The sequence below is a fragment of the Paracoccus lutimaris genome (assembly GCF_003337565.1).
GTDB lineage: Bacteria > Pseudomonadota > Alphaproteobacteria > Rhodobacterales > Rhodobacteraceae > Paracoccus > Paracoccus lutimaris.
Genome location: NZ_QPJL01000001.1, coordinates 1 through 25,606 on the forward strand (window position 1 = coordinate 1; position 25,606 = coordinate 25,606).

The following is a 25,606-nucleotide window of genomic DNA, read 5'->3' on the forward strand; positions in this document are numbered from 1 at the left end:
ACTAGCATTGACGCCATCATAACACGCAGAACATAACCACTGGGTGGGTCAGTTCTCGGTGACAATGCCGGGTCAAATCTCAGTGGCAATCAACACGACAAGCTGCCCACCTTCCATCCGGTGCCCGGTGACAGTGCCGATAACGTCGCGGGCAGAACCTTGGCGGTGCCCGTCCAGGACGGGTGCGCCCACCAGCCGCGACAGGTCTAGTCCGGCAGGGTCCAGCCGTTCGACATAGGCCCCGCGCGCATCGCGCCGGGTCACATCGGCAAAGGTCGAAATGACGGCATCAACCGTCAGCCCCTCGGCATTGAAGGACTCGGGTTGGAAATCGGCGGCGCGGTGAAGCATGTTCATTTGGAATCCTCTTTCGTTTCGGTTTCCCAAGGGGCTTTCGGCAGGGTCACGGGTCTGTCGCTTTCGTTCGACAGGGCGCGTGACCATCCCTTGCGCCATTGGGGGCTTTTCTCAGGCTTCATCGGTGCCCTTCCGCCCGCCCTCGGCGGCAATTTCCGCGTCAAGGTCATCGAGGTTCCAGCCGCGTTCCGCGACCGCCTTGCGGCGCGAGGTCAGCCCGGCTTCCAGTTCGGCAACCGTCGCTTGAATGTCTTTGAGCGGGTCGACTTGCAGCGGGCGGGGCGGCAACCAGTCGGCAGTCAGATAGGCAGCCGGGTTGCGCTCGAAATCCGGTGCATCCAACTCGCCCGACAGGACGCCATGCGCGATGACCTTGCGCCAGACGGGCGCGAGAAACTGCGGAACAAGGGTGCCATACTGAATCTGTTCAACGCGGGTGCGGAAGGGCAGCAGCCCCGCGCGCAAGCTGGAATAGTTCGCCCCTGTTAGATCGCCGGAAAGCAGGTGATCGGGCAGCCCAAGGCCAGCCGCGAGTTGCCGCAGATTCAGTTTCAGGAAGGCTTCAACCTGTTGCAGTTGTCCCGGCGTATTGAATTTTACGTCCTGCCCGACGCCAAGCCGCCGCAGCGCGCCCGGTTCAAGGCTCACGTCGCCCGAGTCGTCATAGGCATCGGTCGACGTTCCGTTCATGTCGGTGATAAAGCCGGTATGCATCGCCGCGACCTTGGCCCCGACAAGCAGCGCATCGCAGAGTTGATCGAAGTCGCCAGCGGGAAGGATCACAGGGGCCAGCCAGCTAACCCCACGCACCTGCCCCGGTGCCAGTGGCTTGAAGACATGCAGCACGGAACCGGCATCAACCCGGACGCTTTGCGATTGGGCGAAAAGGTTGCCGGGCTTCTCGGGCACGATCCAATAGGCCAGCCGCTTGCCGTTCGGGTCCAGTTCCACGCCCGAATAGATCGAACGCCCTTCCGACAGTTCGCCGGTCTTGGACTCGTCCAGAAGATCGGCAGGAATGATCCGCAGGCGCGGCCCGTCTTCGGTTTCGAGGATTAGCGCGACCGCTTCGCCCGCCTTGACCATCGAGTCAGCAAGAATTGCCTGCATCCCCCAAAAGTCAGTGCGGCACTCACTGTCAGCAGCGCCAGCCCATCCCTCAAAGTATCCATTGATCGCTTTCCGCTGAGCCGGGTCCGGGTGTTTCGAGGTTGGCACGATCCCGGCCCCGACAAGAGCGCCGGTCCAGTTGGCACAAGCCTGCGAAATCCACGGATTGTTCATCGCCAGATAGGACGCCCGCGACCGCAGCGACGGTGCAGCCGCCGCAACCTCGGGATTGATCCGCCCGAATTGCCCCATGCCAGAGGCGCGACGGCCCCCGGCTGCCCCGTCAAAGCTGCGAACGCGGGCAGGTTCGGCCTTGCGCTTGAAGAGGTCCAGCACGCCCAAGATCAGGACTCCACCTTCTTGCGCCGTTCGATTTCAGCGAAGATCGGCTGGCAAATGTTGGTAAACATGATCGTCGAGACGGCTTCAAAGCTACCAGCGTAGTCATATTCAAAGCCATCAGGCGGTGGCGCGAGCCAATCCGGCGCGCTTCCGTGCCTGCCATTGATTGCCCAATGTCCACTGAAATCGAGTTCGCCGTCGACGCGAAGCTGTCCGATCTGGAAAACCCACTTGTCGGTGCCCACTGCAAGCGCAGCAATGGCATGGTGCAGGCCGCGTTCGACCTGCTTGCTGTCAGGGTAGACTTCCCGTGACTCGCTACGCATCTGAGAGTCGAACTTGGCCAATGCTTCGGCTGCGAAGCCGTTGTCGAGGGCGGCAAGCAGCATCCTGGCGCGATAGATTTCATCTTGCGGGAACAGCAGTGCACCTTTCTTGCCGTAGATGTCAGGAACGGCGGTAAGAATGTTGCGTCCCGCAAGGCCCTTGAGTTGGTTGAAAACCTTCTCTTCGGCGCGCTTCTCTGACGTAGCGATGATGTTCGCCATGTCCCGCAGGGTGATCGTGTTCATGGTCTAGGTCTCCTTTATCTTGCCTACCTTCTACATCGGAATTGACGATTCTGCAAGATCAAAGATTCCACTAGAATTATTAATTCCTCTATGGCATACAGGTGCCACAGATGTTGATGAGCCATCGAATCGGGGCGGGTGCGCTCGGCCCGATTCAACAGACAGGATTCGCGCGTTCCGGGTTTCTCCACCCAAGAGTTGCGCGCGGATAGCCGGGGTTTGTTCCTTTACCCGGCTTGAAGGGCGGCAGGTCGTCGGGTTCCTGCCGCCCCTTTTATTGAAAGGAGTCAGATCATGCGAAAATTGACCACTGCCGAACTGCGCAGCGTCCGAACGCTGGCCACGATCTTGACCGAAAGCGAGCTGTCCTATGAGGGGACCGCGTTCATTGTCGGGATGCGCCTCAAGTTCCTTGGGGCGTTCTCGATTGCCAACCTTGAGCGGGTCTTCCAGGTGAAGGCGTAAAAGCACTCCTGGCGTGAATTGCACGCCAGAAGTGACAATTTATATTGTAAAAACAATATATTGACTCGTTTTCTGGTCGGCGTATGGTCGACTCAGGTTCAACCAAAGGAGTCGACCATGACCTATGACCAACAATGCCAATACGGCCGCGAAATCGCCGCAAGCGCCGTGGCGGAATGCCTTGAAACCGGCAACCAGCCCAAGTTGGTGCGCAAGATTCGTGACATGGCCGGACAGAATACCGGCGTTTCCATCGGCTTCCTGCACTCGATTGCGGAACGGGTGGCGAAGTGAACGATCCGCTGGAAGAATCGAAACAGCAGGGGCGCGAAGGTGCCGCGCGGATCATTGCTGACTTTGTTGAAGCCAGCAAAACCGACTATGAGGAAGCGGTTCAAATCGCCGTAGAGGCAATAAGAACCGCCGCGCTGAACAACATCAAATCTAACTATCACTTGATTGAAGCCGTCATGGCAATGGCCGCGCTTGGGTGGGAAAAGCCTACCGATTGAGCCAAGACGATTTGACCACGGCAGATTTCTTGATCGGCGCGGCGGGGGATGACAGTTCGTCTTCGCGCCGATCCAAGTTCAGCGCCAGCGCGTAACCGGCTGCCAGCCCATAGACCAGACAGTCAAGCGCCTCTGCCCGGCGTCCGGGGATGCGCTCGAACCGCCGCACGGGTGCCCCGCGCACATACCGGATGACCTGCCGTTCCGCTGCCACCTGTTCATAATAGGCGGTGGGCAGATCGCGGCTGAATCGGATCGTGTTGCCGCGCGTCAGCCGTTGCAGGATTTGGCTCTTGAGACCATCAACCCCGATGATGAACAGCGGAACGCCCTTCGCGCTCGATCGCGTCAGCGGCGGGCGGTTGCCACTGGCCCCTTTCCCTGCCAGCACCTTGCGACCGAACCGGGGCTTGCAGAAGTCATAGACGCGCTGAGTCCATGTGCCATCGCCACTGTCGATCACGCAGGCGTCCAGTTTCAGGGTGCCGCCCTTGGGATGCGCCCACGTGCTTTTCAACAGGTCATCGAGTTCGGACCATGTGGAGTCGTCACCGGGGCTGCCCCAGATGATCGAGTGCCCCAGCACAAGCGCGGCGTCCCGCGTATGCCCAATGAAGCTGATTTCCAAGCGGTCATGCTGCACGTCGCAGCCCGCCGTGACAAACAGCACCTCGGGCGGGATATTGGTCAGCCCGAAATCTTCGGCACGGGATTCCAGTTCGCCGGAGTCGGCTTCCTCTGCCGCTTCCCGCCAGCCTTGGGCAAGGATCGTGTTCACGAATACCTGCAACGTGTCGGGTTGCCCCTTGGCTGCAAGCCACTCGGCCGCAAGTTTCGCCCATGAGGCATTCGCTAAGCCCGAGACAAGCGCATTGAGCCGGAATCCGGCGTGGCCCTTGATCTCGGGACGGGTGATGCGCCAGACTCCTTGCGCCACCATCGCGGGTTTGTGCCGTTCGCTGACAAGGGACTCGCAATGCGGGCAGCGGAAGGCAGCCGTTTCCGGCTTGTCCGGTTCCCATTCGATATGCCCCCACTGAATTTCGGTGAAGGCCCCGCATTCGGGGCAGGGCACTTCAAAGATGCGTTGATCGCTCAGCCGGTAAGAGCGCAGCACGTTCGAGGTTTCTTCAATCGTCGGGGTGCTGCCCAGGATGATCTTGCGATTAGCGAAGCTGAGGGTGCGCTTTTCCGCGAGGATCAGCGGCGAACCTTCCGCCGTGGTTTCCATCCCGTCGACTTCATCCATCAGCAGGACTCGGACGTTGTGCCTTCTAAGGTTGCGGGGTGCCTTCGCCGCCACGATCTTGAGCGAACCGCCCGCGAAGCGGCGCGACAGCAGCGTATTGCGCCCGGCATCATCAGCCTCAGCCGAAAGCAGCCCGGACAAGGCCGGGGTCGCCTCAAAGATCGGTTCAACGTCGCTGACCATGTAATCCCGGCAATCGGCCTCGGTGGGCAGCAAGAGCAAGATCGGGGAAGGTTCATTGGCGACATAGGACGCAAGCGCGCCGGTCAGCAGAGTCGAGAAGCCCACGCGCACCGGCTTAACAATGGTCACACGCTCGATTTTCGGGTCGCTGATAGCGTCAGCTATGCCGCGTTGATACGGCCACAGGCGAACGCGCCCAGGCGTTGCAGAAACACCCTCGGGCAGCCGCATTTGGGCTTCCATCCACTCGCCCAAGGATAGGCGCGGCGGTGGCGTCAGCGCGGCCAAGGCGTTGCGGCGGGTCCGTTGCAGGGCAGCTTGGGTATCAGGATGCAGCATCTTCGCCCCCTGCCAGTTCGGCCAGCACAGCCCGGATTTCGAGGTCCATTTCGCTGAGGTCATGCGCGCTCAGGTGGCCAAGGCGCGCGGAAACCCGGCTTGGCACGGCCAGCAACCCGGCCCGAACGGTTCGCAGGATTCCAGCCCATTCGGATGCAACCGCAGAGGCAGGCATCAACTCGCCTCGGGCAGCGGCGTTCTGAATTTCGATCTTCTGCGCCGCCGCTTCCGTCTGCCTTAACTTCGCAGCCTTCATTTCATCCGTGACCGGCCCGGCCTTAACTGCGCCGTCCCTCAGCCGAGAAAGGTAGGCAGCAAGGGACGCCCGCACATCGAACCGGCCCCGGCTGACCTTCACAAGATGACCGTCGCGCGCAAGGGTGCGCACTCGGCTTGTGCCGATCCCAAGGAAGGTTGCAATTTCTGCCTCGGTCATGGTGCCGGGGATAGGGACGCCGGTTTCGAGGTCCAAGAGGTCATCGAGATTGGTTTCAGATTGGGTCAGCATGGTTTACCTTTCGGCCTCACGAATCAATTTTTCTTGTCAAGAGCGTTTTTTCGGGGGTCGGTGCCCCCGCGGGTGCCACCCCTAGGGAAGAACCTATGATCGGTTGCAGCCCATCTTGCCGCGTCCAACCTGTCCAACCGGCGTCCAACCGGCGTCCAACCGGCGTCCAACCTCAGCGTCTCGCAACCCATTGGAATCGTTGACACGTCCAACCTGTCCAACCTGTCCAACCAGTTTTGACTCGGTGGCGTCCCATGCTGCGCACGGTGCTACCCGCTGCCCTTCCGCTCTGTCACGCCTCACCTTCCCGAACGAATGCAGAAATAGGTTGGACAGGTTGGACAGGTTGGACGGGGCATTGATTTCATTGGGCTTTTCGCGTCCAACCTGCCACTCAGCGGCAAGGCTAGGTTGGACAGGTTGGACCGCGTTCAAGGCAAATGAGCTGCAATCAATCTGAGAAGATGGAACAGAAACGATCATTGATCCCACTCCATTTCCCCACCGATATGAGCGGCGAAGGTGGCGCGGCACTCTGCCAAAGGCGGCAGGATGTATTGCCGCACTCGCTGACCTGAGACACTGCCCCGCTTATCTTCCAATCCGCTGCAAATGGCCCTGAGCGTCTTGCCGAAAACGTCGACCGACACGGCATTCCCATGCCAGCGGCGCGCGGCAAGCCATTCCTCATAGTCGCGCCGCAGATAGTCGCGGGAAACGGTGATCGCTTCACGTTCCCAAGCCGGTTCGTCATCATCGAAGCCGTCACCAGCCCCGTGCCGCAGGTCGCCTTCGGAAAGCCGGTCAAACCACCAGGCTTCCACATTGCGCAGCCCCTCAACTTTCTGTCGCGTCAGCGCAGCCGTCTCGGGCGGGTTGCGCACATCGAAGCCGCTCAGATCGAACGATTGCAGGAAGTGCAGCAGCGCGCCCGCGCCGCCGTTCGCCTGTTCCTTCCAGATCGCCCCGAAATAGGCAGTGTCCTTCGCATGGGCAGGCGACACGTCCAGCACGAAAAACCGCCGTTCGCCCGGTGTCGCTGGCACAACCCAATCGGCATTGGATGTAATCAGCAACCGCCCGAAATGGTCGATCTTGTAAGGGTCAATGCCCTTGCGCTCGATTTCGAGGGACTGGCAGGTGATGAGGTTTTTCAGGACGCCTTCCGCCGCATGGTTCCCGGCCCAATAGCCTTCCTCAAGGTGAATCAGGATTGCCGTTTCCATGTGCGCATTGAAGCGCCCGGTGAGGTGTTCCGGCTGCGAAAGGGTGACATGGTGGCGCGGGAACAGCGCCCCGAGATAATGGCCCACGGTATCCTCGCCCGCGCCTTTCGCGCCGCGCAGCACAACCGCCGTGCCGGGCTTTTGCTCGGGATGCTGCACAAGATGCGCCATCCATCCCAAGAGCCATTGGAATTCCCGTTCGCTGCCATCGCAGATTACGTCCCGCACATGGGCAAGGAACAGGTCGCAGGAAGCGTCCGGGTTCGGCTGCACGGCCCATCCGCGCCAGACGTTATAAGCCCCGGCTGGCGTTTCTTTGGGATTGAACACCAAGCCGCCCCGATACTCTCGCCGCTGAGGATGACGCATCCAAGCCGCCGTGATCGGTTCGGTTCGATTTGTGCCCGAGACCTTTACCCGCCTATTGGCATTCATTTTGTGCAGTTCGGTGTCGTTAAAAACCTCATACTCGCCGCCGTTCTCAATGATGATCCGAAACTTGCCCCCGATCATCACGGCGGCATGATCCCGGTTCAACGCGGTGACAGGGTTGCGTTTGCTCGCCTCAGGCAGATCGTCCATGTCATCGAAATCGTCCATCACGGTCGACAGGTCTTCGCCCGCGTTTCGATCCCAAGCCCGCTGCACCTGCCGCGCATCCTTGGCCCATTTGGCAAGGTCAGGGTCTTTCGCCAGTTCCGCCTTGAAGGCGTCCAGGTCCAGCCCCGCGCGGCGGCACTCGCCCGCGATGCGGAAGGCGCGGCCCGATCTCGATTCATCCTTGGGCGCGGTTGCCGGTTCCTCGCCCTTGAAGCGCGGCCCTGCATCGGTGATGAGCCATTCCAGCGCCGCCCGGTCGACCGTCTCGATAGTCGCGGGCGCGGAGTCGAGGCGCTGCCCGGTCACGGTGAAATAGCGGTTGCCCAGATGCAGGGCGATTTCATGGTGACTGCCGCGCGAAAACGACTTGCCCCATTTCGTGCCCATGATCGCCCGCAAGGGTTCCAGATCGGCGGCACGGTAGGCAAAGAAGACCTTGGCCCCGGTGCCGCTCGGGCTGACTTCGGCATAGGACGGGAAGCGCGCCAGCACTTCGGCTGCCCACGGTTCCAGATCGCCAAGCAGCCCAAGGCAGGAGTCGAGGTCAATCCCGCCGAACCGCAGATCGCCCGCGCCGCCAAGGAACAGCCCTACGCCCTTGAGGCGTTCCGCTGGCAGATCGGCGGCAACCGCGTCAGCGCGCGTCCGGGCCAGCCAGGTGGCAGGATCGTTCGCCCGCGCCATGCGCTGAGGCGTTGAATAGGGAACCTTGGTCCATCTTTCGCCCCGGCGTTCTTCCCGCCATGCGCACCACTGAGGCGCGGCGTCCAGCGCAGCCCATGCTTGATTTTCGGGGCTGGATTCAGTATCCTTCTCACAGGCGATTTTGTGAGCCGCCGATGATTCAACGCCGCTGCGGGGACCAGCCGCAGCGGCGTTTTCCTTATCTGGTGGCGTCCATTCGAACAGGTCGCTGAGGTCGGTGGAAGTGAGGTCTTTCACAATGCAGTTCCTTCATCGAAGGCCCCGCAAGGGTTGACAGATCGGAAGAATATTCAGGAATTTCAACGGAACGATTCCGGCGGGGTTTACAGAACAAGCGATTGATTTTGCTTGTTTGCGTCACTCCAGGGTCGCCCACCATCCCCCAAAATCCGGACGAACCCTGGTGCTGATCGATGGTGCGATGCCCGTCGATATGATGCGCCCTATCCGGTGGCGGATATGGAAATGGCGGGCCGTCGCCCGCCATCTCTCTGCTCAGCCTTGTCCGGTCACAGCAGCAGAAGGCCTGCGCCGATCACCATGCCGGTCACCAGCAGCATGACCACGCAATAGCCCATGATGTCGCGCGCCTTCAGCCCGGCAATGCCCAGCATCGGCAGTGCCCAGAAGGGTTGCAGCAGGTTGGTCCAGGCATCGCCCCAGGCCACCCCCATGGCGACGCGGGGCATGTCGGCGCCAATCGCCTCGGCCGCAGGCAGCATCACCGGGGCCTGTACCGCCCATTGCCCTCCGCCCGAGGGCACGAAGATATTGACGATGCCGCCGGCGATGAAGCTCCAGAAAGGCAGGGTCGCGGCGGTCGAGATCGAGGCGAAGAACTCGGACAGGCTGGTCGCCAGGCCCGATCCGGTCATGATCGCCATGATCCCGGCATAGAACGGGAACTGGATCACGATACCCGCACCGCCCCGGACCGCCTGATCCAGCGAGGCCAGCAGGCTGCGCGCGGTGCCATGCAGCACGATACCCAGAAACAGGAAGATCGTGTTGACGACATTCAGGTTCAGCGCGCCGCCGCCACTGAAATGCAGGACCAGCCAGATCAGGCCCGGAATGCCCACGGCCCACATCAGGATACGGCTGTTCTCCAGCCGCTGCGCCGGGGTCGGATGCTCGGGCATCGGCTCGTCCGGGGCATCGCGCAGCTTGGCTGGGTCGACGATGACCATCTCGTGGTCCTCGGGCAGCATCATGCGGTTGGCGATGGGAATGGCGATGAACAGGCCCGCACAGATCGCGAGATTCCAATAGGAAAAGATCGTCGCCGAGGTCGGGATGATGCCGATCTGGCTTTCGGTGAAATGACCGGGGGTCGAGATGGTCAGCGGGATCGAGCCGGAAATCCCGCCATGCCAGATCACGAAACCGGAATAGGCGGCGGCAACCAGCAACCGGTAGTCAACGCGGATATGGCGTGCCAGTTCGCGGGCAAAGATCGCGCCGACGACCAGGCCAAAGCCCCAGTTCAGCCAGCTGGCGACCAGCGACACGACCGAGACCAGCAGGATTGCCGAGCCGGGTGACGTGGCCAGCCCCGCCATCCGCGCCAGAGCCGCCTTGACCGGGGGCGAGCTGGCCAGAATGTAGCCGGTGACCAGAACCAGCAGCATCTGCATCGAGAACTCCAGCAGCTTCCAGAACCCGTCGCCCCACATGCGGATGACGGCGATCGGGCTGTTGGCCTCGAATATCATGGCGCAAAGGGCGGCAATGATCGTCAAGACCAGCACGAAGATGAAGGCATCGGGCAACCAGCGTTCCATGAGCCGAGTGGCCGGGCGGGATAAGGCGCGCAACATGTTGTGGTTTCTCCTCGGGGTTATACGGCCCGAGGATTGTTGCCGTCGGGGCAATAAATGTCTACCGCGCAACGGAAAAAGGGACGGCCAAGGCCGCCCCTTTCCCACCCTCCCAGTGGATTTTGCTTGCGCTCAGCCGATGGCGGCTGCGCGCACATCCTCGTCGATCTTGTCGGCATATTGGGCGAAATTGTCGCTGAACATGCCCACGAGCTTCTTGGCCTGCGCGTCATAGGCGCCGGCGTCTGTCCAGGTCTGGCGCGGATCCAGCAGCTTGTCCTCGACCCCGGGAACCGAGACCGGGACCTCGAAGCCGAAATTCGGATCCTTGCGGAAGGTGGCGTTGTTCAGCGAACCGTCCAGCGCCGCCGTCAGCAGCGCGCGGGTGGCGCGGATCGGCATGCGCTTTCCGGTGCCAAAGGCGCCGCCGGTCCAGCCGGTATTGACCAGCCAGCACGTCGCGCCGGTCTGGGCGATCTTGTCCTGCAAAAGCTTGCCATAGACCTCGGGGCGGCGCGGCATGAAGGGGGCGCCAAAGCAGGTCGAGAAGGTCGGCGTTGGCTCGGTCACGCCAACTTCGGTGCCCGGCGTCTTCGAGGTGAAACCCGACAGGAAGTGATACATGGCCTGCGCCGGGGTCAGCCGCGCGATGGGCGGCAGCACGCCGTAAGCGTCGCAGGTCAGCATGATGACGTTTTTCGGCTGGCCGCCCAGCGAACTGTCTGAGGCGTTCGAGATGAAGTCCAGCGGATAGGCGCAACGCATGTTGTCGGTGATCGAGTTGTCCTCGAAATCCAGGACCAGCGTGTCGGGATCATAGACCATGTTCTCGATCACGGTGCCGAATTTCGAGCAGGTCGCATAGATTTCCGGCTCGGCCTCGGCCGAGAGGTTGATGGTCTTGGCGTAGCAGCCGCCTTCAAAGTTGAAGATGCCGTTATTCGACCAGCCATGCTCGTCATCGCCGATCAGCGTGCGCGAGGGATCGGCCGACAGCGTGGTCTTGCCGGTGCCCGACAGGCCAAAGAAGATCGCCGAATCCGCCGGGTTGCCGATGGCATGGTTGGCCGAGCAATGCATCGGCATCACGCCTTTTTCCGGCAACAGGTAGTTCAGCAGCGTGAAGACCGACTTCTTGTTCTCGCCGGCATAGGCGGTGTTGCCGATCAGGATCAGCTTCTTGTCGAAGTTCAGCGCGATCACCGTCTCGCTGCGGCAGCCATGACGCGCGGGATCGGCCTTGAAGCTGGGGCAGTTGATGATGGTGAATTCGGGGACAAAGCTGGCCAGTTCGGCGGCTTCGGGGCGGCGCAGCAGGTGGCGGATGAACAGGCCATGCCAGGCCAGTTCGGTGACCACGCGCACGTCCAGACGCAGCGCCGGATCGGCGCCGCCGAACAGGTCCTGCACGAAGTAATCCTTGCCCTTCATATGCGCGAGCATATCGGCATGCAGGCGGTCAAAGGCTTCGGGGGTCATCTCGCGGTTGTTTTCCCACCAGATGGTCTTTTCGACCGAGGGGGTGCGGACGACATGCTTGTCCTTGGGCGAGCGGCCGGTATGGGCGCCGGTCGAAACCAGGAAGGCACCGCCAAGACCCAGACGACCTTCGCCGCGCTGGATCGCCGCCTCGATCAGGGCCGGTTCAAGCAGGTTATAATAGGCATTGCCGAAACCCGTGATCCCTTGGTCTTCAAGACGACAATTCGGATTGACGCGCGGTTCGGTCATAATACCTGATCTCCTGCTGATTATTCCGGGCCAGAAATGGTCCGTGCGGTCCTAATAGCACGGCTTTTCCTCAGCGAAAGCGCACATTTGGGTAGGGTTAGCGCAACCAGACTTGGTTAGCGCAATCATTTGCAGAACCGCGGTCTTGCGGTCATGATTTCGCCACAAAGGCGAGCAGATGCCCCGACCCGATGGGCATGATTCGCGCGCCCGTCCCGGAACGGAAGCAGGAGAGAAGACATGATCATGCACGCATCCTGCGTGGCGCATCGCGGGCGCGGGCTGCTGATCCTGGGTCCCTCCGGTGCAGGCAAGTCGACATTGGCCCTTGAAATGATGGCCTTTGGCGCGGTGTTGGTGGCCGATGACCGCACGCAGCTGTGCGGGGCGGGCGGGCAGATCATCGCTGATTCGCCAGAAGCCATTCGCGGCCGGATCGAGGCGCGGGGGGTGGGGATCCTGAACGCCCGCGCGCATGGTCCGGTGCCGCTGGCCCTGGCGGTCGATCTGGGACAGGCCGAGCCGGACCGGCTGCCACCGGCGCGCGAGCTGTCCATTTCTCTAGGTAACCTCCCTCTTGTCCTGGGGGCGGGGCGTGTTCATCTTGCATCAACTTTGTTGCAATATCTTGAAGGCGGACGCGCCGACACGAACTTGCATCACGATGGATGACGCGATGACCCAGACGACGCATGATCCCGACCGGATCGCGGATGAGATCCAAAGACTGGTTCTGGTGACCGGTCCTTCGGGGGCGGGCCGTTCGACGGCGATCAACGTGCTTGAGGATCTGGGCTACGAGGCCATCGACAACCTGCCGCTGTCGCTGGTGCCGCGGCTGCTGGATGGGCCGGCGCGGCCGGTGCCGCTGGCGCTGGGGCTGGATGTGCGCAATCGCGACTTCTCGGCCGCGAACCTGATCGAGCTGATCGACCGGTTGGTGCGCCAGCCCGGATACGCCCCCGAGATGCTGTTTCTGGACTGCACGACCGAACAGCTTTTGCGACGGTTCAATGAAACCCGCCGCCGTCATCCGTTGCGCGCCGACGGGCCGCCGCTCGACGCGATTCTGGCCGAGCGCGCGATGCTGGCACCGGTGCGCGCCCGCGCCGATGTGCTGGTCGATACCTCGGAGCTGTCGCCGCATGATCTCAAGGCCGAGCTGGCGCGCTGGTTCGACACCGCGCAGGGCCGCAGGCTGACGGTCTCGGTGCAGTCGTTTTCCTATAAACGCGGGATTCCGCAGGGCGTGGACATGATGTTCGACTGCCGGTTCCTGTCCAATCCGCATTGGGCGCCGTCGCTGCGCGCTCTGGACGGGCGCGATGCCGCGGTGCAGAATTATGTTGCATCCGATCCCCGATTCGCCGAGTTCTTTCAGCGGGTCAGGGATCTTGCACTTTTTACCCTTCCTGCCCATCTGGAGGAGGGCAAGGCCCATCTGGCAATCGGCTTCGGTTGTACGGGGGGGCAACACCGTTCCGTCACAATGGCGGAAAAAATGGCAGATGCGCTTGCGAAAGCAGGTTGGCAGGTGTCAATTAGGCATCGGGAACTTGAACGCCGTGAAAAGGCGCCGGCACCTGGGGATGACGGGCTTGTGACAGCCCCCCGTACAGAAAGGGCGCAAGGACAGACGGCTGTGCGTGGTGGGGCGAATTGATCGGAATTGTCATCGTGGCACATGGGGGCCTCGCGCGGGAATATCTCTCGGCGGTCGAGCATGTCGTGGGGCCGCAGACCGGCATCAAGGCCGTGGCAATCGAGGAAAACCATGATCGGGGCGAAAAGCAGGCCGAAATCTGCGCCGCCGCCGATGCGGTGGATTCGGGCGACGGGGTGGTGGTGGTCACGGATCTGTTCGGAGGCTCGCCCTCGAACCTGTCGCTGATGGCCTGCGCGGCACGAAACAGGTCCATCCTTTACGGCGCCAACCTGCCGATGCTGGTCAAGCTGGCCAAGTCGCGCAAGATGTCGGTGGCCGATGCGGTATCGCTGGCCAAGGACGCTGGACGCAAATATATCAACAGCTACGACGTTCTACCTGCCGATATCCTTCCCATTCCCAACCGTGCTGCTTCATGAGTGATCTGTTGAACGGGGCTGTGACCCGTGACCTTTCCATCATCAACGAAAAGGGCCTGCATGCGCGGGCCAGTGCCAAATTCGTCGAAACCGTCGAACGCTTCGATGCCCGCGCCACCGTCGAAAAGGACGGCATGAGCGTGTCGGGCGATTCGATCATGGGCCTTTTGATGCTGACCGCCCCGCGCGGCAGCACCATCCGCATCACCACCACCGGCGCGCAAGCGGCCGAGCTGGCTGACGCGCTGAGCGCCCTTGTCGGAGATTACTTCGGCGAAGGCATGTAAGGCGGGATCGTGGCCCGCTCATCCTATCATCACGGCAATCTGCGTCAGGCCCTGGTCGAGGCGACCGTCCGGCTGATCGAGGAAAATGGTCCGCAGGGCTTTACCCTGGCCGAGGCCGCGCGGCTGGCCGGCGTCAGCGCCGCCGCGCCTTATCGCCATTTCACCGGCCGCGACGAATTGCTGGAAGACGTCGCGCGGCAGGGGTTCGAGGAATTCGCCGACCGGCTTGAGGCCGCCTATGACGACGGCCGTCCGCGCGCGCTGACCGCATTCCTGCGCATGGGTCAGGAATACCTGAACTTTGCCGCCGACCGGCGCGGCTATTACATCGCCATGTTCGAATCCGGCATCTCGATTGCAGGCAATGCCGGGTTGTCTTTGGCGTCCGAACGGGCGCGGGGGGTGCTGGTGCGCGCGGCCGGCGGCCTTTTCGACAAGCTGCCCGAGGGGCGTCGCCCGCCCCCCGGCATGGTCGCCGACCACATCTGGGCGCTGAGCCATGGCGTGGTCGAGCTGTTCAGCCGCGGCAAGCCCGGCAGCCGCTCGCCCATCTCTCCCGCGGACATGCTGGAAAGCGGGGCGCTGATCTATCTGCGCGGGCTGGGCGTCATCACCGATTGATCTGTGGGCCGGGGCCTTTGTTCGCCGGTTTCCGGCAGTGGACGCCCGCCACGCTTCGTTGCTAAGATTTTCCTCAGGTGATGGTGAAGGAGGCGGGCATGGAGCGATTCACTGGTGGTTGCCTGTGCGGAAATCTGCGGATCGAGGCATGGGGGATGCCCTATCGGGTCGGGCTTTGTCACTGCATGGACTGCCGCAAGCATCATGGCGCGCTGTTTCATGCTTCGGCGGTGTTTCCCGAAAACGCGGTGACCGTCGCGGGGCAGGCGGGCGAATATGACGGGCGCTTTTTCTGCCCGCGCTGCGGCTCGCCGGTCTTTTCCCGCAGCGAGGACGAGATCGAGGTGCATCTGGGTTCGCTCGACACGCCGAATCAGATGGTTCCGACCTATGAGCTGTGGACCATCCGCCGCGAAGGCTGGCTGCCGCCATTCCCGCTGTTGCATCATCACGCGCGTGACCGCGACCCCTGCGCGCACGAGGAATAGCGGCGCCCGAAGGCGCAGGGCGGCGCTGTCCGGGCATCCTTTCAAAAAATTCTTCAACTTTCTCTTGACTGCCGGCGCGCATCCCCCATTTATGTAAATGTGAATAACATTAACATGGAAAGGCACCGTCAATGAGTCACACAGAAATCGCCGCCCGCCCTTCCGTCATGGACCGGATCGGTTCGGCTTTGGCCGGGATCCGCGATTGGCTGGACGAGCGCGGAAAGGGCGCCTGGATCGCCGCAATGATCCTGGCTTTCGTCGCCTGCTGGCCGGTGGGGCTGGCCCTTCTTGCCTATCTGATCTGGAGCAAACGCATGTTTTCCCGCTGTCACCGCAATGACAATCACGGCTTCCGCCGCCACGGCTTTGCCGCGCCGACCGGCAATTCGGCCTTTGACGCCTATCGCGAAGAAACGCTGAAACGGCTTGAGGATGAGCACCGCGAATTCCTCGACTTCCTGAAAAAGCTGCGCGAGGCCAAGGACAAGGCCGAGTTCGACCAGTTCATCGAAGGCCGGGGCGAACCGCGCCAACCGCAGAACTGACCGCATCACCCTGATATGGAAAAAGGGCCGGGGGAAACCCCGGCCCTTCTGTTCGTCGAAACGCAGGTTCTCAGTAGGAATATTCGGCATAGACGTGCGACAGATCGCCCGCCCATTCGCCGTGATATTTCTCCAGCATCTCATCGGCGGGCACCTTGCCCGTCTCGACGCTTTCCTTGAGCGCGTTCAGGAAATGGGTCTCGTCCGGGACCAGCCCACCGGCGCCGGTGCGGGCGCGGGCCTTCAGTCCAGCCTCGGAAATCGCCAGAACCTCCCGCGCCAGATCGCGCATCCTGATGTCGCCGACCTGCGCCTCCAGCGCATGGATTCCGGCGGCGCGGCGCAGGCCTTCGCGGGTCTCATGATCCCAGCCCTTGACCAGATCCCAGGCCGCATCCAGCGCCGACTGGTCATAGATCAGCCCGACCCAGAACGCGGGCAGGGCGCAAAGCCGGCGCCACGGGCCGCCATCGGCGCCGCGCATCTCGATGAATTTCTTGACCCGCGCCTCGGGGAAGACGGTGGTCAGGTGATCCGCCCAATCCGACAGCGTCGGCACCTCGCCCGGCAGGGCGGGCAGGCGGCCCTTCAGGAAATCGCGGAAGCTCTGCCCCAGGGCGTCGATATATTTGCCGTCGCGATAGACGAAATACATCGGCACATCGAGGACGTAATCCACCCAGGCCTCATAGCCCATGCCGTCCTGAAACGCGAAGGGCAGCATGCCAGTGCGCGCATCGTCAAGGTTTTGCCAGATATGCGCGCGCCAGCTTTTCCAGCCATTCGGCTTGCCGTCAAGAAAAGGCGAGTTGGCGAAAAGCGCGTTCGCCACCGGCTGCAAGGCCAGCGCCACGCGCAGTTTCTGGACCATGTCCGCCTCGGACGCGAAGTCCAGATTCACCTGCACCGTGCAGGTGCGATACATCATCTGCGTGCCCAGCGTGCCGACCCGGCCCATGTAATCGGTCATCAGCCGGTAGCGGCCCTTGGGCATCATCGGCATCTGGTCCTGATGCCAGATCGGCGCCGCGCCCAGCCCGATGAAACCCGCGCCCATCTTGTCGGCGATGGTCTTCACCTCGGCCAGATGCTGGTTCACCTCGTCACAGGTCTGGTGAATGGTCTCCAGCGGTGCGCCGGACAGTTCCAGTTGCCCGCCCGGCTCAAGGCTGACATTGGCGCCATTGCGCTCCAGCCCGATGATATGGCCGGCCTCAAGCACCGGGGTCCAGCCAAAAGCGTCGCGCAGCCCCTCAAGCATGGCCTTGACCGAGGGCTGGCCCGCCGGCGCCTCATAGGGCAGGGGCATCAGGTCGGATTGGCGATAGCCGAATTTCTCGTGCTCGGTGCCGATGCGCCAGGCATCGCGCGGCTTTTCGCCCGAGGCGATATATTCGGCCAGTTGTTCGGGACGCTCGATCGGGCCGCCGCCCTGCTGGGGAATGGACATCGGAGGCCTTTCATTTTCATGCACGCCACAGGTGGCAATGCTTGGGGGGCAAGTCAAGCCGCTACGCGCGGGGGGCGCGGCTCCAGACGGTCTGTATCGTGGGGGCGTCAGGGGCCAGCGCCGCCGAGACGCGGCCCATATCGACGCCGGGCAGGGTGGCAAAGGCCCCGGCCAGATATTCGGCCCCGGCCGCATCGACGGGGATCAGCAGTGCCTGACCGTCCGTGCTTTTTAGCCGCCAGTGGCGACGGCCGTTCAGGCGCATCAGCCGGATCTCGCCCAGCTCGCGCAGCGAGACCTCGCCGCCCAGCAGACGGTTCGGGGACAGATAGCGGATCGCGCCCTCGTCCAGCTCGACCATGCCCGGTCCCAGCGCCTCATGGCGAAAGCGCATGCGCCGACGCGCGTCCAGCGCCCAAAGCGCCGCCGCCCCGGCGATGACCGCGCCCAGAGGCCACAGGATCCAGCCGCCCAGCGAAAACACCCATAGGCCAAAGGCCGTCGCCGCCAGCGCGACGCCGGTTTCCGCCCAGGGGCGCAGGCGCGCGGCCAGTTCCGGGCGGATCACCCTAAAGATCCCGGGTCATGTCGCGATGTGGAATGCCCGCATCGTCATATTCGGGACCATGGGCGACAAAGCCGAAGCGTTCGTAAAAGGGGATGACATGGGTCTGGGCGCTCAGCTTCAGCCGGGTGACGCCGGGCACCTTGCCCAGTTCCGTGATCGAGGCCTCGATCAGCCGCGCGCCCAAGCCGGTGCCGCGCGCGCCCTTGCGCACGGCGACGCGGCCGATCTTGCCGGTCGCGCCCTGGATCAGCAGCCGCGCCGTGCCCCATGGCTGGCCCTCGGCGTCGCGGGCCAGCAGATGGATGGCGCCTGCGTCCAGATCGTCGATTTCCTCGGCCTCGGGGACGTTCTGTTCATCGATGAACACCTCGCGCCGGATAAACAGGCAGGCGTCGATATCGTCGGTTCTTGCGATCATCATGCGAAGTAACGCTCCAGGATGCGGCGATAGATGCGGGCAAGCTGGCGGACCTGATCGGCCGGCACGCGCTCATCCACCTGATGCATGAAATGGCCGACAAGGCCGAATTCAAGGACCGGGCAGTGATCCTTGACGAAACGCGCATCCGACGTCCCGCCCGAGGTGGACAGGACCGGATCCAGCCCGGTTTCCTCGCGCACCACGCCCGCCACCAGATCGACGAAGGGGCCGGGTTCGGTCAGGAAGCTTTCGCCCGCGATGTCGCTGGTCATGGTGAAATCCACGCCGGTCTCGGCCGAGATGGTGTCCGCGCGGTCGCGGATCATCGTCTCAAGGCTGGCGCCGCTATGGAGGTCGTTGAAGCGGATGTTCAGCGTGGCGCGGGCCTTTTCGGGCACCACATTCGAGGCCGGGTTGCCGCAATCGATGGTCGTCACCTGCAGGCCCGAAGGGTCGAAATGCGCCGTGCCATGATCCAGCGGCGTGGTGACCAGATCATGCAGCAGCCGGGTCAGCGCATGCAGCGGGTTGCGCACCCGATGCGGATAGGCGGCATGGCCCTGCAGGCCGCGCGCCTCGATATGGATGGTGATCGAGCCGCGCCGGCCGATCTTGATCATCTCGCCCATGCGGTCGGGGTTCGAGGGCTCGCCCACCAGGCAGACGCTCATCTGTTCGCCCTCGGCGCGCATCCAGTCCAGCAGCGCCAGCGTGCCGTCCTTACCGGCGCCCTCTTCGTCGCCGGTGATGGTCAGGATCAGCGCGCCATCCTTTGGCGGGGTCTCGCGCACAAAGGCGATGGCGGCGGCGACGAAGGCCGCGACGCCGGATTTCATGTCGGTGGCGCCGCGGCCCCAGATCCAGCCGTCGGTCTCGTGCCCGGAAAAGGGCGGGTGGGTCCAGCTGGACGGATCGCCGGGCGGGACCACGTCGGTATGGCCGTTGAAGCCAAAGCTGCGCGCCGCCCCCTTGGCGCCCCAGCGCGCGAACAGGTTCGGGGTGCCGTTCTGGTCGACGCGCTGGCAGATAAAGCCCGCCGCCACCAGCTCATCGGCAAGCAGCGTCAGCGCGCCGCCCTCGTCGGGCGTGACCGAGGGGCAGCGGATCAGGCGGGCGGTCAGGTCGGCGGCGTCGGGGTTTTGGGGCATGGCGGGCCTTTCGGATGCGATATGCACAAGGGGAATTCGGTGATGGCGGCAGGGATGTTACGGCTCTGATCCGGCGATTTCCAGCGCGCGGCGGATCAGATTGGCGCCGGTCAGGACCAACAGCACCAGCGTCCAGCGCCGGAACTGCGCCACGTCCAGCCGGTCATGGGCCAGAAAGCCCAGCCAAAGCCCGATCAGCGCCGGGATGACGACCACCGCCGACAGGGGCAGGGTCTGGGCGTTCAGCAGGCCCGAGTTCAGATGTGCGAAGGTCAGCGCCACCGCGCCCAACAGAAAGACCACGCCCTGCACGCGGACCTGTTCGGTCTTGGGGGTGCCGACGGACAGCAGATAGACGATCAGCGGCGGCCCCCAGATCCCCGAGATGCCGCCGTAAAGCCCGCCGATGATGCCGGTGACGATCTCGACCCGGCGGCGGTGATGGATGGGAATGGCCAGACTGCGCCCGGCCAGCTGCCACAGCGCGAAACCGGTGATCGGCACGCCCAGCAGCGCATACATGATCCATTGCGGCACCACCGGCGCCAGCATCGCGCTGAGCGGAATGAACAGCATGACCATGCCGATATGCCAGCGATAGGTGACGATCGATTCCCATGCCGGCCGCCAGCCCTGCCGGAAGGCCTGGCCGATATTGGTGAACAGCGTCGGCAGGATCAGCACCGCCAGGGCCTGCTGCGCGGGCAGGAACGACCCCAGCGCCGACATCATGATCATCGGCATGGCAAAGCCGACCGCGCCTTTGACAAAGCCCGAAAACAGCGTGACCACGATCACGATCCAGAAGGAAAAGGGGTCCAGTCCGAACATGGCGGCAAATTGCGGTGCAGCGCCGATGGCCGCAAGGCCCATTCGCGCCGCTTGGCGCTATTGCAAGCGGGTGACTGCGCGGGCCGGAAATCCGGCGCCCTTCTGGACAGCGGGGGGCGATCAGGCATTATGACGCCAGACAATGAAAACCGGAGCTGCCAATGACCCGCATCCCCCTGATTTCGGCGGCCATCGCCGCCACGCTCGGCCTTGCTGCCTGCGAGCCGACGACTTCCTCGACCCCCGGCGCCAATATCCCGACCGGCCCCTATGTGCTGGTCGGCATCGGATCGGACACCGTGCCGCAGCGCAATGTCGGCATGACCATCGAGGCGGATGGCTCGATCTCGGGGCAGGCGCCCTGCAACCATTATTCGGCCCCGCAGACCGCCGAGCCGCCGGGCTTTGCGCTGGGACCGATCGTCACGACCAAGATGGGTTGCGGCGGCGGCGCCGGCCGGCTTGAGCGCCGCTACCTTGAGGCGCTGCAAGGCGCCAATGGCATCACCTTTGAAGGCGGTGTCCTTACCGTTCAGGGGCCGACCTACCTGACCTATGAGCCGGGCTACCGCAAGGAAAAGTAAGCCCTCCGCAGCCGGACCAGAAACGGCGCCGCATCACGCGGCGCCGTTTTTCATTCCGGGCCGTGATGTCAGAACGCGCCCGCCTCGCGCGCGGCAAGACGCGCCACCAGCCGGGCGCGGGCGGCGGGCAGGGGGCGTCCGGCGTGGTCCTCGGCCAGCCGCGAGGCCAGGAAATGCCCGGTCAGCGCGAATGCGTCCGCCAGCCCGCCATTGCCGCGCCCGCCAAAGATGGCCGGCAGCGGCAAAAGCCGCGATGCCCATTCCCCGGCCGCCGCCGCGCTGACCGCGCGGCCAGTGCGCGGGCTGACATAGGCCAGCCCCTCGCGCGTGCCGGTGACGGCGCAACTGCCCAGATCAAGGCCAAAGCCCAACTCGTCCAGCAGGCGCATTTCCCATTGCAGATAGGCCTCGGCCCAGTCCTCGCCCTGATCGATGGCGTCCAGCAGCGCCTCGGTCGCGTCCGACAGGCGCGGATGCGGGTCGCGCTCGGGCAGGGCAAAGCCGATCAGCGCGGTCACCGCGTTCACCCCCGCCAAGGCATCCGCGCTGCCGATCAGGCCGGGCCGGGCGCGGGCGGGTTCCACCGAGAACGTGCCCAACTGATCCTCAAGCCGCGCCCGCCAGCGCAGGGCGACGCGGTTTCCCGGTTGCAGGATGGCGGCGCGTTTCGTGCTGGCGCCGCCCGGCACCAAGCCCGAGATCAGTCCGGTATCGCGCGCGAAAACGGTCAGGATCACGGCATTCTCGCCATGCCTTCGTTGCGTCATGACGCTGGCTTCGCCGCTCCATTCCATTCTTGCACCTTTCTTTCGCGGCCACCCTGCCGCAAACAGGGGCAAGCGAACAAGAGAGGCTGACATGCTGAAACCATGGACACTTGCGCAGGCCCGGCTGGTCGAGATCGCGGCGGGACGCGCCCCGGCGGATCTGGTGATCCGGGGCGGGATCTGGGTCAATGTCCATACGCGCGAGCTGATCGAGGGCATGGATATCGCCATCGCGGATGGCCGCGTGGCCTATGTCGGGCCGGATGCCGGGCCCTCGATCGGCCCCGATACGCAGGTGATCGAGGCCGCCGGCCGCTATATGCTGCCCGGGTTGATCGACGCCCATATGCATGTCGAATCGGGCATGCTGACCCCGGCCGGTTTTGCCGCCGCGGTGATTCCGCATGGCACGACCACGATGTTTCACGACCCCCATGAGATCGCGAATGTCCTTGGCCTTCAGGGGGTGCGGCTGATGCGGGACGAATCGCTGATCCAGCCGGTCAGCATGTTCACCCAGATGCCCAGCTGTGCGCCCTCGGCCCCCGGGCTGGAAACCACCGGCAGCCCGATCAGCGAGGGCGAGGTCGCCCAGGCCATGGGCTGGGAGGGGATCATCGGTCTGGGCGAGATGATGAATTTCCCCGGCGTGGTGGCGGGCGATGGCCAGATGCTGGCCGAGATCGCCGCGACCCGTGCCGCCGGCAAGACCGTGGGCGGCCATTATGCCAGCCCCGATCTGGGGCGCGGTTTTCACGCCTATGTCGCGGGCGGGGCGAATGATGACCATGAAACCACCAGCGAGGCGCAGGGCATCGCCCGCGTCCGGCAGGGCATGGGCTGCATGATGCGGCTGGGCAGCGCATGGTATGACGTCGAAAGCCAGATCACCGCGATCACCGAAAAGGGGCTGGACCCGCGCTTTTTCATCCTGTGCACGGATGACTGCCATTCCGGCACGCTGGTCCATGACGGACATATGGACCGGGTGGTGCGCCATGCCGTGGATTGCGGTTGCGACCCGCTGGTCGCGATCCAGATGGCGACAATCAATGCCGCCAGCCATTTCGGACTGGAGCGTGAGCTGGGCTCGATCACGCCGGGGCGGCGGGCGGATGTGATCCTGAGCTCGGACCTGCGGACCCTGCCCATCGAGGCGGTGATCGCGCAGGGACAGCTTGTGGCGGAAAACGGCCGGCTGCTGGTTGACTGCCCACGCATCGACTGGCCCGAGTCCGCGCGCAACTCGGTGCATCTGGGTAAGGAACTGGCCGGTGACGATTTCGCCGTGATCGCCACGGGCGAATCGGCCCGTGTCCGCGTCATCGGCGTCGTCGAAAATCAGGCACCGACCCGCGCGCTTGAGGCCGATCTGCCCATTCGCGACGGCGTGATCGAGGGCCGGGACGATATCTGCCAGATCGCGCTGGTCGAGCGGCACCGGGCCACTGGCGGCGTGGTCAACGGCTTTGTCGCGGGCTTTGGCTATCAGGGCCGGGTGGCGGTGGCCTCGACCGTGGCCCATGACAGCCATCACATGATCGTCGTCGGCACTGACCGCGAGACCATGGCGGCGGCGGCCAATCATCTGGGCCGGATCGGCGGTGGCGTCACCGTTTTCCGTGACGGGCAGGAACTGGCGACCGTGCCGCTGCCCATCGCCGGGCTGATGTCGGACCGCCCCGCCACAGAGGTGGCCGAGGCCGCGCAGGGCATCGTCCGTGCCATGCAGGATTGCGGCTGCCAGCTCAACAACGCCTATATGCAGCATTCGCTGCTGGCGCTGGTGGTGATCCCGGAATTGCGCATCTCGGATCTGGGGATCGTCGATGTGACGCGGTTCGAGCTGGTCGATCTGCTGGTCTAGGCCAGATGCGAGGTCGCGCCCTCGCGCAGGACCGACAGGAACTGCGCGCGGCCTTGCAGGGTCTCGAAGAGCTCGGGGCCGGTGCCGGTCAGGAAGGCCTGCGCCTTGAGCGCGGTGATCTCGTCATAAAGCGCGGCGCGGCGGTCGGCATCCAGATGCGCCGCCACCTCGTCCAAGAGCAGGACCGGGTTTTCCCCCGACAGCGCCCGGGCATTGGCAAGGATCAGCGACAGCAGCAGCGCCTTTTGCTCACCGGTCGAGGACAGCGCGGCGGGCATGTCCTGCGGCCCCCAATGCGCACCCAGATCGGCGCGATGCGGCCCGGTCAGGGTCCGCCCCGCCGCCATGTCGCGGGAGCGGGTCTCGGCCAGACGGCTGGCGATGCTTTCGGGGTCGGGATCGTCGGCAAAGCCCTCGCCGGGCAAAAGCGTCAGCCGGGCGGCGGGAAATGAGTCGCCCGCACCATCTTGCGCCACACCGTCCTGCGCCGCTGTGATCCGGGCAATGGCGTCCTGACGGTTGCGGGTGATGGCGGCGCCGGTCTCGGCCATCTGCGCCTCAAGCGCGCGATACCAGCCAATGTCGCGCACCTCGTCGCGCAGCAGGCGGTTCCTTTCACGCATAGCCTTTTCATAGGCCAGCGCATCCTCGGCATGGCCGGGGGTGAAGCTCAGCGTCACCCGGTCCAGAAAGCGGCGGCGCTGTTCGGGCGTATCGGTCCAAAGCCGGTCCATGGCCGGGGTCAGCCAGATCACCCGCATCAGCCGCCCCAGCGCGATCTGGGTCGAGGGCTTGTCATCGACCAGCACCTCGCGCGGCTGGCCGGGCAGGGCGCGGGTCAGGACCTGATATTCGCCGATCCCGGCGCGGATCTGCCAGCCGACATCCGGCCCCTTGCGGGCCTGATCGCCGGGCAGGGCGCCACGCATGCCGCGACCGGGTGCCAGCATCGAGACGGCTTCAAGGATATTGGTCTTGCCCGCGCCATTCGGCCCATGGATCGCCACGGGCCGGTCATCGGCGTCAAGTTCAAGCCTGTTCCAGCTGCGAAACTGGGTCAGGTGCAGGCGCGTCAGCGTCACACGCGCATCGGCATGACGACATAGACGGCCGAGCTGTCGCCGCCCTCGCGGATCAGCGCCGCATCGCCCGAGCCGTTGAACAGGAAGACCGCGTTCTCGCGTTCGATCTGGCTGGCGATCTCGTGTAGGTACTTGGCGTTGAAGCCGATTTCCAACGGCTCGTCGGCATAGGCGACGGGCAGCTCCTCTTCGGCGGCGCCGGCATCGGGGGCATTGACCGAAAGGACCAGCCGATCCTCGTCCAGCGCCAGCTTGACGGCGCGCGAGCGTTCGCTGCTGACGGTGGCCACGCGGTCCACGGCCTTGGCGAAATCGCCTGCGTCCACCTCAAGCTTGCGGGTATTGCCCGAGGGAATCACCCGGCTGTAATCGGGGAAGGTGCCGTCGATCACTTTCGAGGTCAGGGTGATCGTGGGCGTGGCAAAGCGGACCTTGGTTTCGCTGACCGAAACGGCGATCTGCGCCTCGTCATCATCCAGAAGCTTGCGCAGCTCGGCCACGGTCTTGCGCGGCACGATCACGCCGGGCATGCCATCGGCGCCCGCGGGCAGCGGTGCGTCGATGCGCGCCAGCCGGTGGCCATCGGTCGCCACGCAGCGCAGGCAGGGGCCGTCCTCGGACTGGGCGACATGCATATAGACGCCGTTCAGGTAATAGCGCGTCTCTTCGTTCGAGATGGCGAATTTCGACTTGTCGAACAGCCGGCGCAGTACCGCGGCAGGGGCCGAGAAATTCGCGCCATATTCCGACGAGGACATCAGCGGGAAATCCTCGCGCGGCAGGGTCGCCAGATTGAAGTTCGAGCGCCCGGCCTGCACCGACAGCCGCTGCGAGGCGCTGTCCAGACTAAGCTGCACCAGCGCCCCATCGGGCAGCTTGCGCGAGATGTCGTTGAGCATGCTGGCCGAGACCGTGGTCGCGCCGGGGCGTTCGACCTGCGCGATGGTGCGGTCGACGATTTCAGTATCCAGGTCGGTCGCGCGGAAGCTGACACCCTCGGGCGTGGCCTCGATCAGCACGTTGGCCAGGATCGGAATGGTGTTGCGGCGTTCAACGACGGACTGGGCCTGAGAGACGGCCTTTACCAGAGCGGCACGTTCGATCGAGAATTTCATGGTCAACCCTTATGACGTTCCGGCC

General features: G+C 63.9%; 28 protein-coding genes. 12 read left to right on the forward strand and 16 right to left on the reverse strand.

Annotated elements, in window-relative coordinates; translation table 11 throughout:
- Positions 1–72 precede the first annotated feature (72 nt).
- The 3 genes from DFP89_RS00005 to DFP89_RS00015 form a co-directional block, all read right to left on the reverse strand.
- Entirely contained in the window at positions 73–357 is a 285-nt protein-coding gene (locus DFP89_RS00005; RefSeq protein ID WP_114347334.1) for a hypothetical protein, read from the reverse strand.
- A gap of 111 nt (positions 358–468) precedes the next feature.
- Positions 469–1,719, reverse strand: a complete 1,251-nt coding sequence (locus tag DFP89_RS00010) for a phage portal protein (RefSeq protein WP_114347782.1) — start codon at positions 1,717–1,719, stop codon at positions 469–471.
- Positions 1,720–1,811: 92 nt separating this feature from the next.
- On the reverse strand, positions 1,812–2,381 hold the full coding sequence (locus DFP89_RS00015) for a hypothetical protein (protein WP_114347335.1): 570 nt from the start codon (positions 2,379–2,381) through the stop codon (positions 1,812–1,814).
- 294 nt (positions 2,382–2,675) lie between these two features.
- Between DFP89_RS00015 and DFP89_RS20220 the strand changes: the two genes are divergently transcribed.
- The 3 genes from DFP89_RS20220 to DFP89_RS00020 all read left to right on the forward strand — a co-directional run bounded on the left by DFP89_RS20220 (position 2,676) and on the right by DFP89_RS00020 (position 3,358).
- On the forward strand, positions 2,676–2,846 hold the full coding sequence (locus tag DFP89_RS20220; protein WP_181870197.1) for a hypothetical protein: 171 nt from the start codon (positions 2,676–2,678) through the stop codon (positions 2,844–2,846).
- A gap of 117 nt (positions 2,847–2,963) precedes the next feature.
- Entirely contained in the window at positions 2,964–3,140 is a 177-nt protein-coding gene (locus DFP89_RS20225) for a hypothetical protein (RefSeq protein ID WP_181870198.1), read from the forward strand.
- The gene (locus DFP89_RS00020) at positions 3,137–3,358 is read left to right on the forward strand and encodes a hypothetical protein (RefSeq protein ID WP_114347336.1); all 222 of its coding nucleotides are present in this window, start codon (positions 3,137–3,139) and stop codon (positions 3,356–3,358) included. The genes DFP89_RS20225 and DFP89_RS00020 overlap by 4 nt, the downstream gene beginning before the upstream one ends.
- Here the strand turns inward: DFP89_RS00020 and DFP89_RS00025 are convergent.
- The 5 genes from DFP89_RS00025 to DFP89_RS00045 form a co-directional block, all read right to left on the reverse strand.
- Positions 3,348–5,129 carry a phage terminase large subunit family protein gene (locus tag DFP89_RS00025; RefSeq protein WP_114347337.1) on the reverse strand — a complete coding sequence of 594 codons (1,782 nt, stop codon included), beginning with the start codon at positions 5,127–5,129 and terminating at the stop codon, positions 3,348–3,350. The genes DFP89_RS00020 and DFP89_RS00025 overlap by 11 nt on opposite strands.
- Positions 5,116–5,637 carry a hypothetical protein gene (locus tag DFP89_RS00030; protein WP_114347338.1) on the reverse strand — a complete coding sequence of 174 codons (522 nt, stop codon included), beginning with the start codon at positions 5,635–5,637 and terminating at the stop codon, positions 5,116–5,118. Before DFP89_RS00030 ends, DFP89_RS00025 begins: the two co-directional genes overlap by 14 nt.
- Positions 5,638–6,116: 479 nt before the next feature.
- The gene (locus DFP89_RS00035; protein ID WP_147273255.1) at positions 6,117–8,405 is read right to left on the reverse strand and encodes a primase-helicase family protein; all 2,289 of its coding nucleotides are present in this window, start codon (positions 8,403–8,405) and stop codon (positions 6,117–6,119) included.
- A 272-nt stretch (positions 8,406–8,677) separates the two neighbouring features.
- The gene (locus DFP89_RS00040) at positions 8,678–9,988 is read right to left on the reverse strand and encodes a short-chain fatty acid transporter (protein ID WP_114347340.1); all 1,311 of its coding nucleotides are present in this window, start codon (positions 9,986–9,988) and stop codon (positions 8,678–8,680) included.
- A gap of 132 nt (positions 9,989–10,120) precedes the next feature.
- Positions 10,121–11,719: a phosphoenolpyruvate carboxykinase gene (locus DFP89_RS00045; RefSeq protein ID WP_114347341.1), complete on the reverse strand. Its 1,599-nt coding sequence runs from the start codon at positions 11,717–11,719 to the stop codon at positions 10,121–10,123.
- 240 nt (positions 11,720–11,959) lie between these two features.
- Here DFP89_RS00045 and DFP89_RS00050 point away from each other — a divergent pair, with 240 nt between their 5' ends.
- From DFP89_RS00050 to DFP89_RS00080, 7 genes are all read left to right on the forward strand, one after another.
- A complete protein-coding gene (locus DFP89_RS00050) occupies positions 11,960–12,391 on the forward strand; it encodes an HPr kinase/phosphorylase (protein WP_114347342.1) in 432 nt (143 codons plus the stop codon).
- Positions 12,392–12,425: 34 nt separating this feature from the next.
- The gene (rapZ, locus tag DFP89_RS00055; protein WP_181870216.1) at positions 12,426–13,382 is read left to right on the forward strand and encodes an RNase adapter RapZ; all 957 of its coding nucleotides are present in this window, start codon (positions 12,426–12,428) and stop codon (positions 13,380–13,382) included.
- On the forward strand, positions 13,379–13,804 hold the full coding sequence (locus tag DFP89_RS00060) for a PTS sugar transporter subunit IIA (RefSeq protein WP_114347344.1): 426 nt from the start codon (positions 13,379–13,381) through the stop codon (positions 13,802–13,804). The genes rapZ and DFP89_RS00060 overlap by 4 nt, the downstream gene beginning before the upstream one ends.
- Positions 13,801–14,091, forward strand: coding sequence for an HPr family phosphocarrier protein (locus tag DFP89_RS00065; RefSeq protein WP_114347345.1), 291 nt, complete (start codon positions 13,801–13,803; stop codon positions 14,089–14,091). Before DFP89_RS00060 ends, DFP89_RS00065 begins: the two co-directional genes overlap by 4 nt.
- Before the next feature lie 9 nt (positions 14,092–14,100).
- Positions 14,101–14,712: a TetR/AcrR family transcriptional regulator gene (locus tag DFP89_RS00070; protein ID WP_114347346.1), complete on the forward strand. Its 612-nt coding sequence runs from the start codon at positions 14,101–14,103 to the stop codon at positions 14,710–14,712.
- Positions 14,713–14,810: 98 nt separating this feature from the next.
- Complete coding sequence (locus tag DFP89_RS00075) at positions 14,811–15,200, forward strand: GFA family protein (protein ID WP_114347347.1); 390 nt, start codon at positions 14,811–14,813, stop codon at positions 15,198–15,200.
- Positions 15,201–15,331: 131 nt separating this feature from the next.
- Positions 15,332–15,748 (forward strand): DUF2852 domain-containing protein, encoded by a 417-nt coding sequence (locus DFP89_RS00080; protein WP_425452618.1) that lies wholly within the window; start codon positions 15,332–15,334, stop codon positions 15,746–15,748.
- A gap of 70 nt (positions 15,749–15,818) precedes the next feature.
- Here the strand turns inward: DFP89_RS00080 and DFP89_RS00085 are convergent, their stop codons facing one another.
- The 5 genes from DFP89_RS00085 to DFP89_RS00105 form a co-directional block, all read right to left on the reverse strand.
- Positions 15,819–17,198 carry a glutamate--cysteine ligase gene (locus DFP89_RS00085; RefSeq protein ID WP_114347349.1) on the reverse strand — a complete coding sequence of 460 codons (1,380 nt, stop codon included), beginning with the start codon at positions 17,196–17,198 and terminating at the stop codon, positions 15,819–15,821.
- Between the two features lie 61 nt (positions 17,199–17,259).
- Positions 17,260–17,766 (reverse strand): hypothetical protein, encoded by a 507-nt coding sequence (locus DFP89_RS00090; protein WP_114347350.1) that lies wholly within the window; start codon positions 17,764–17,766, stop codon positions 17,260–17,262.
- A 1-nt stretch (position 17,767) separates the two neighbouring features.
- Positions 17,768–18,187, reverse strand: coding sequence for a GNAT family N-acetyltransferase (locus DFP89_RS00095; RefSeq protein ID WP_181870199.1), 420 nt, complete (start codon positions 18,185–18,187; stop codon positions 17,768–17,770).
- Positions 18,184–19,335 carry a succinyl-diaminopimelate desuccinylase gene (gene dapE / locus DFP89_RS00100; RefSeq protein WP_114347351.1) on the reverse strand — a complete coding sequence of 384 codons (1,152 nt, stop codon included), beginning with the start codon at positions 19,333–19,335 and terminating at the stop codon, positions 18,184–18,186. Before dapE ends, DFP89_RS00095 begins: the two co-directional genes overlap by 4 nt.
- A gap of 57 nt (positions 19,336–19,392) precedes the next feature.
- Entirely contained in the window at positions 19,393–20,208 is an 816-nt protein-coding gene (locus tag DFP89_RS00105) for a sulfite exporter TauE/SafE family protein (protein ID WP_342770927.1), read from the reverse strand.
- Between the two features lie 119 nt (positions 20,209–20,327).
- Here DFP89_RS00105 and DFP89_RS00110 point away from each other — a divergent pair, with 119 nt between their 5' ends.
- Positions 20,328–20,750 carry an META domain-containing protein gene (locus DFP89_RS00110; protein WP_114347352.1) on the forward strand — a complete coding sequence of 141 codons (423 nt, stop codon included), beginning with the start codon at positions 20,328–20,330 and terminating at the stop codon, positions 20,748–20,750.
- Positions 20,751–20,818: 68 nt separating this feature from the next.
- Here the strand turns inward: DFP89_RS00110 and recO are convergent, their stop codons facing one another.
- Positions 20,819–21,544, reverse strand: a complete 726-nt coding sequence (gene recO, locus DFP89_RS00115; protein ID WP_114347353.1) for a DNA repair protein RecO — start codon at positions 21,542–21,544, stop codon at positions 20,819–20,821.
- A gap of 64 nt (positions 21,545–21,608) precedes the next feature.
- On the opposite strand from recO, the gene ade reads away from it, so the two are divergent.
- Complete coding sequence (ade, locus tag DFP89_RS00120; RefSeq protein ID WP_114347354.1) at positions 21,609–23,384, forward strand: adenine deaminase; 1,776 nt, start codon at positions 21,609–21,611, stop codon at positions 23,382–23,384.
- Here ade and recF read toward each other — a convergent pair.
- Together recF and dnaN are read right to left on the reverse strand one after the other, a co-directional pair.
- The gene (gene recF / locus DFP89_RS00125; protein WP_114347355.1) at positions 23,381–24,466 is read right to left on the reverse strand and encodes a DNA replication/repair protein RecF; all 1,086 of its coding nucleotides are present in this window, start codon (positions 24,464–24,466) and stop codon (positions 23,381–23,383) included. The genes ade and recF overlap by 4 nt on opposite strands.
- Positions 24,463–25,581 (reverse strand): DNA polymerase III subunit beta, encoded by a 1,119-nt coding sequence (gene dnaN / locus DFP89_RS00130; RefSeq protein WP_114347356.1) that lies wholly within the window; start codon positions 25,579–25,581, stop codon positions 24,463–24,465. The genes recF and dnaN overlap by 4 nt, the downstream gene beginning before the upstream one ends.
- Positions 25,582–25,606: the final 25 nt, after the last annotated feature.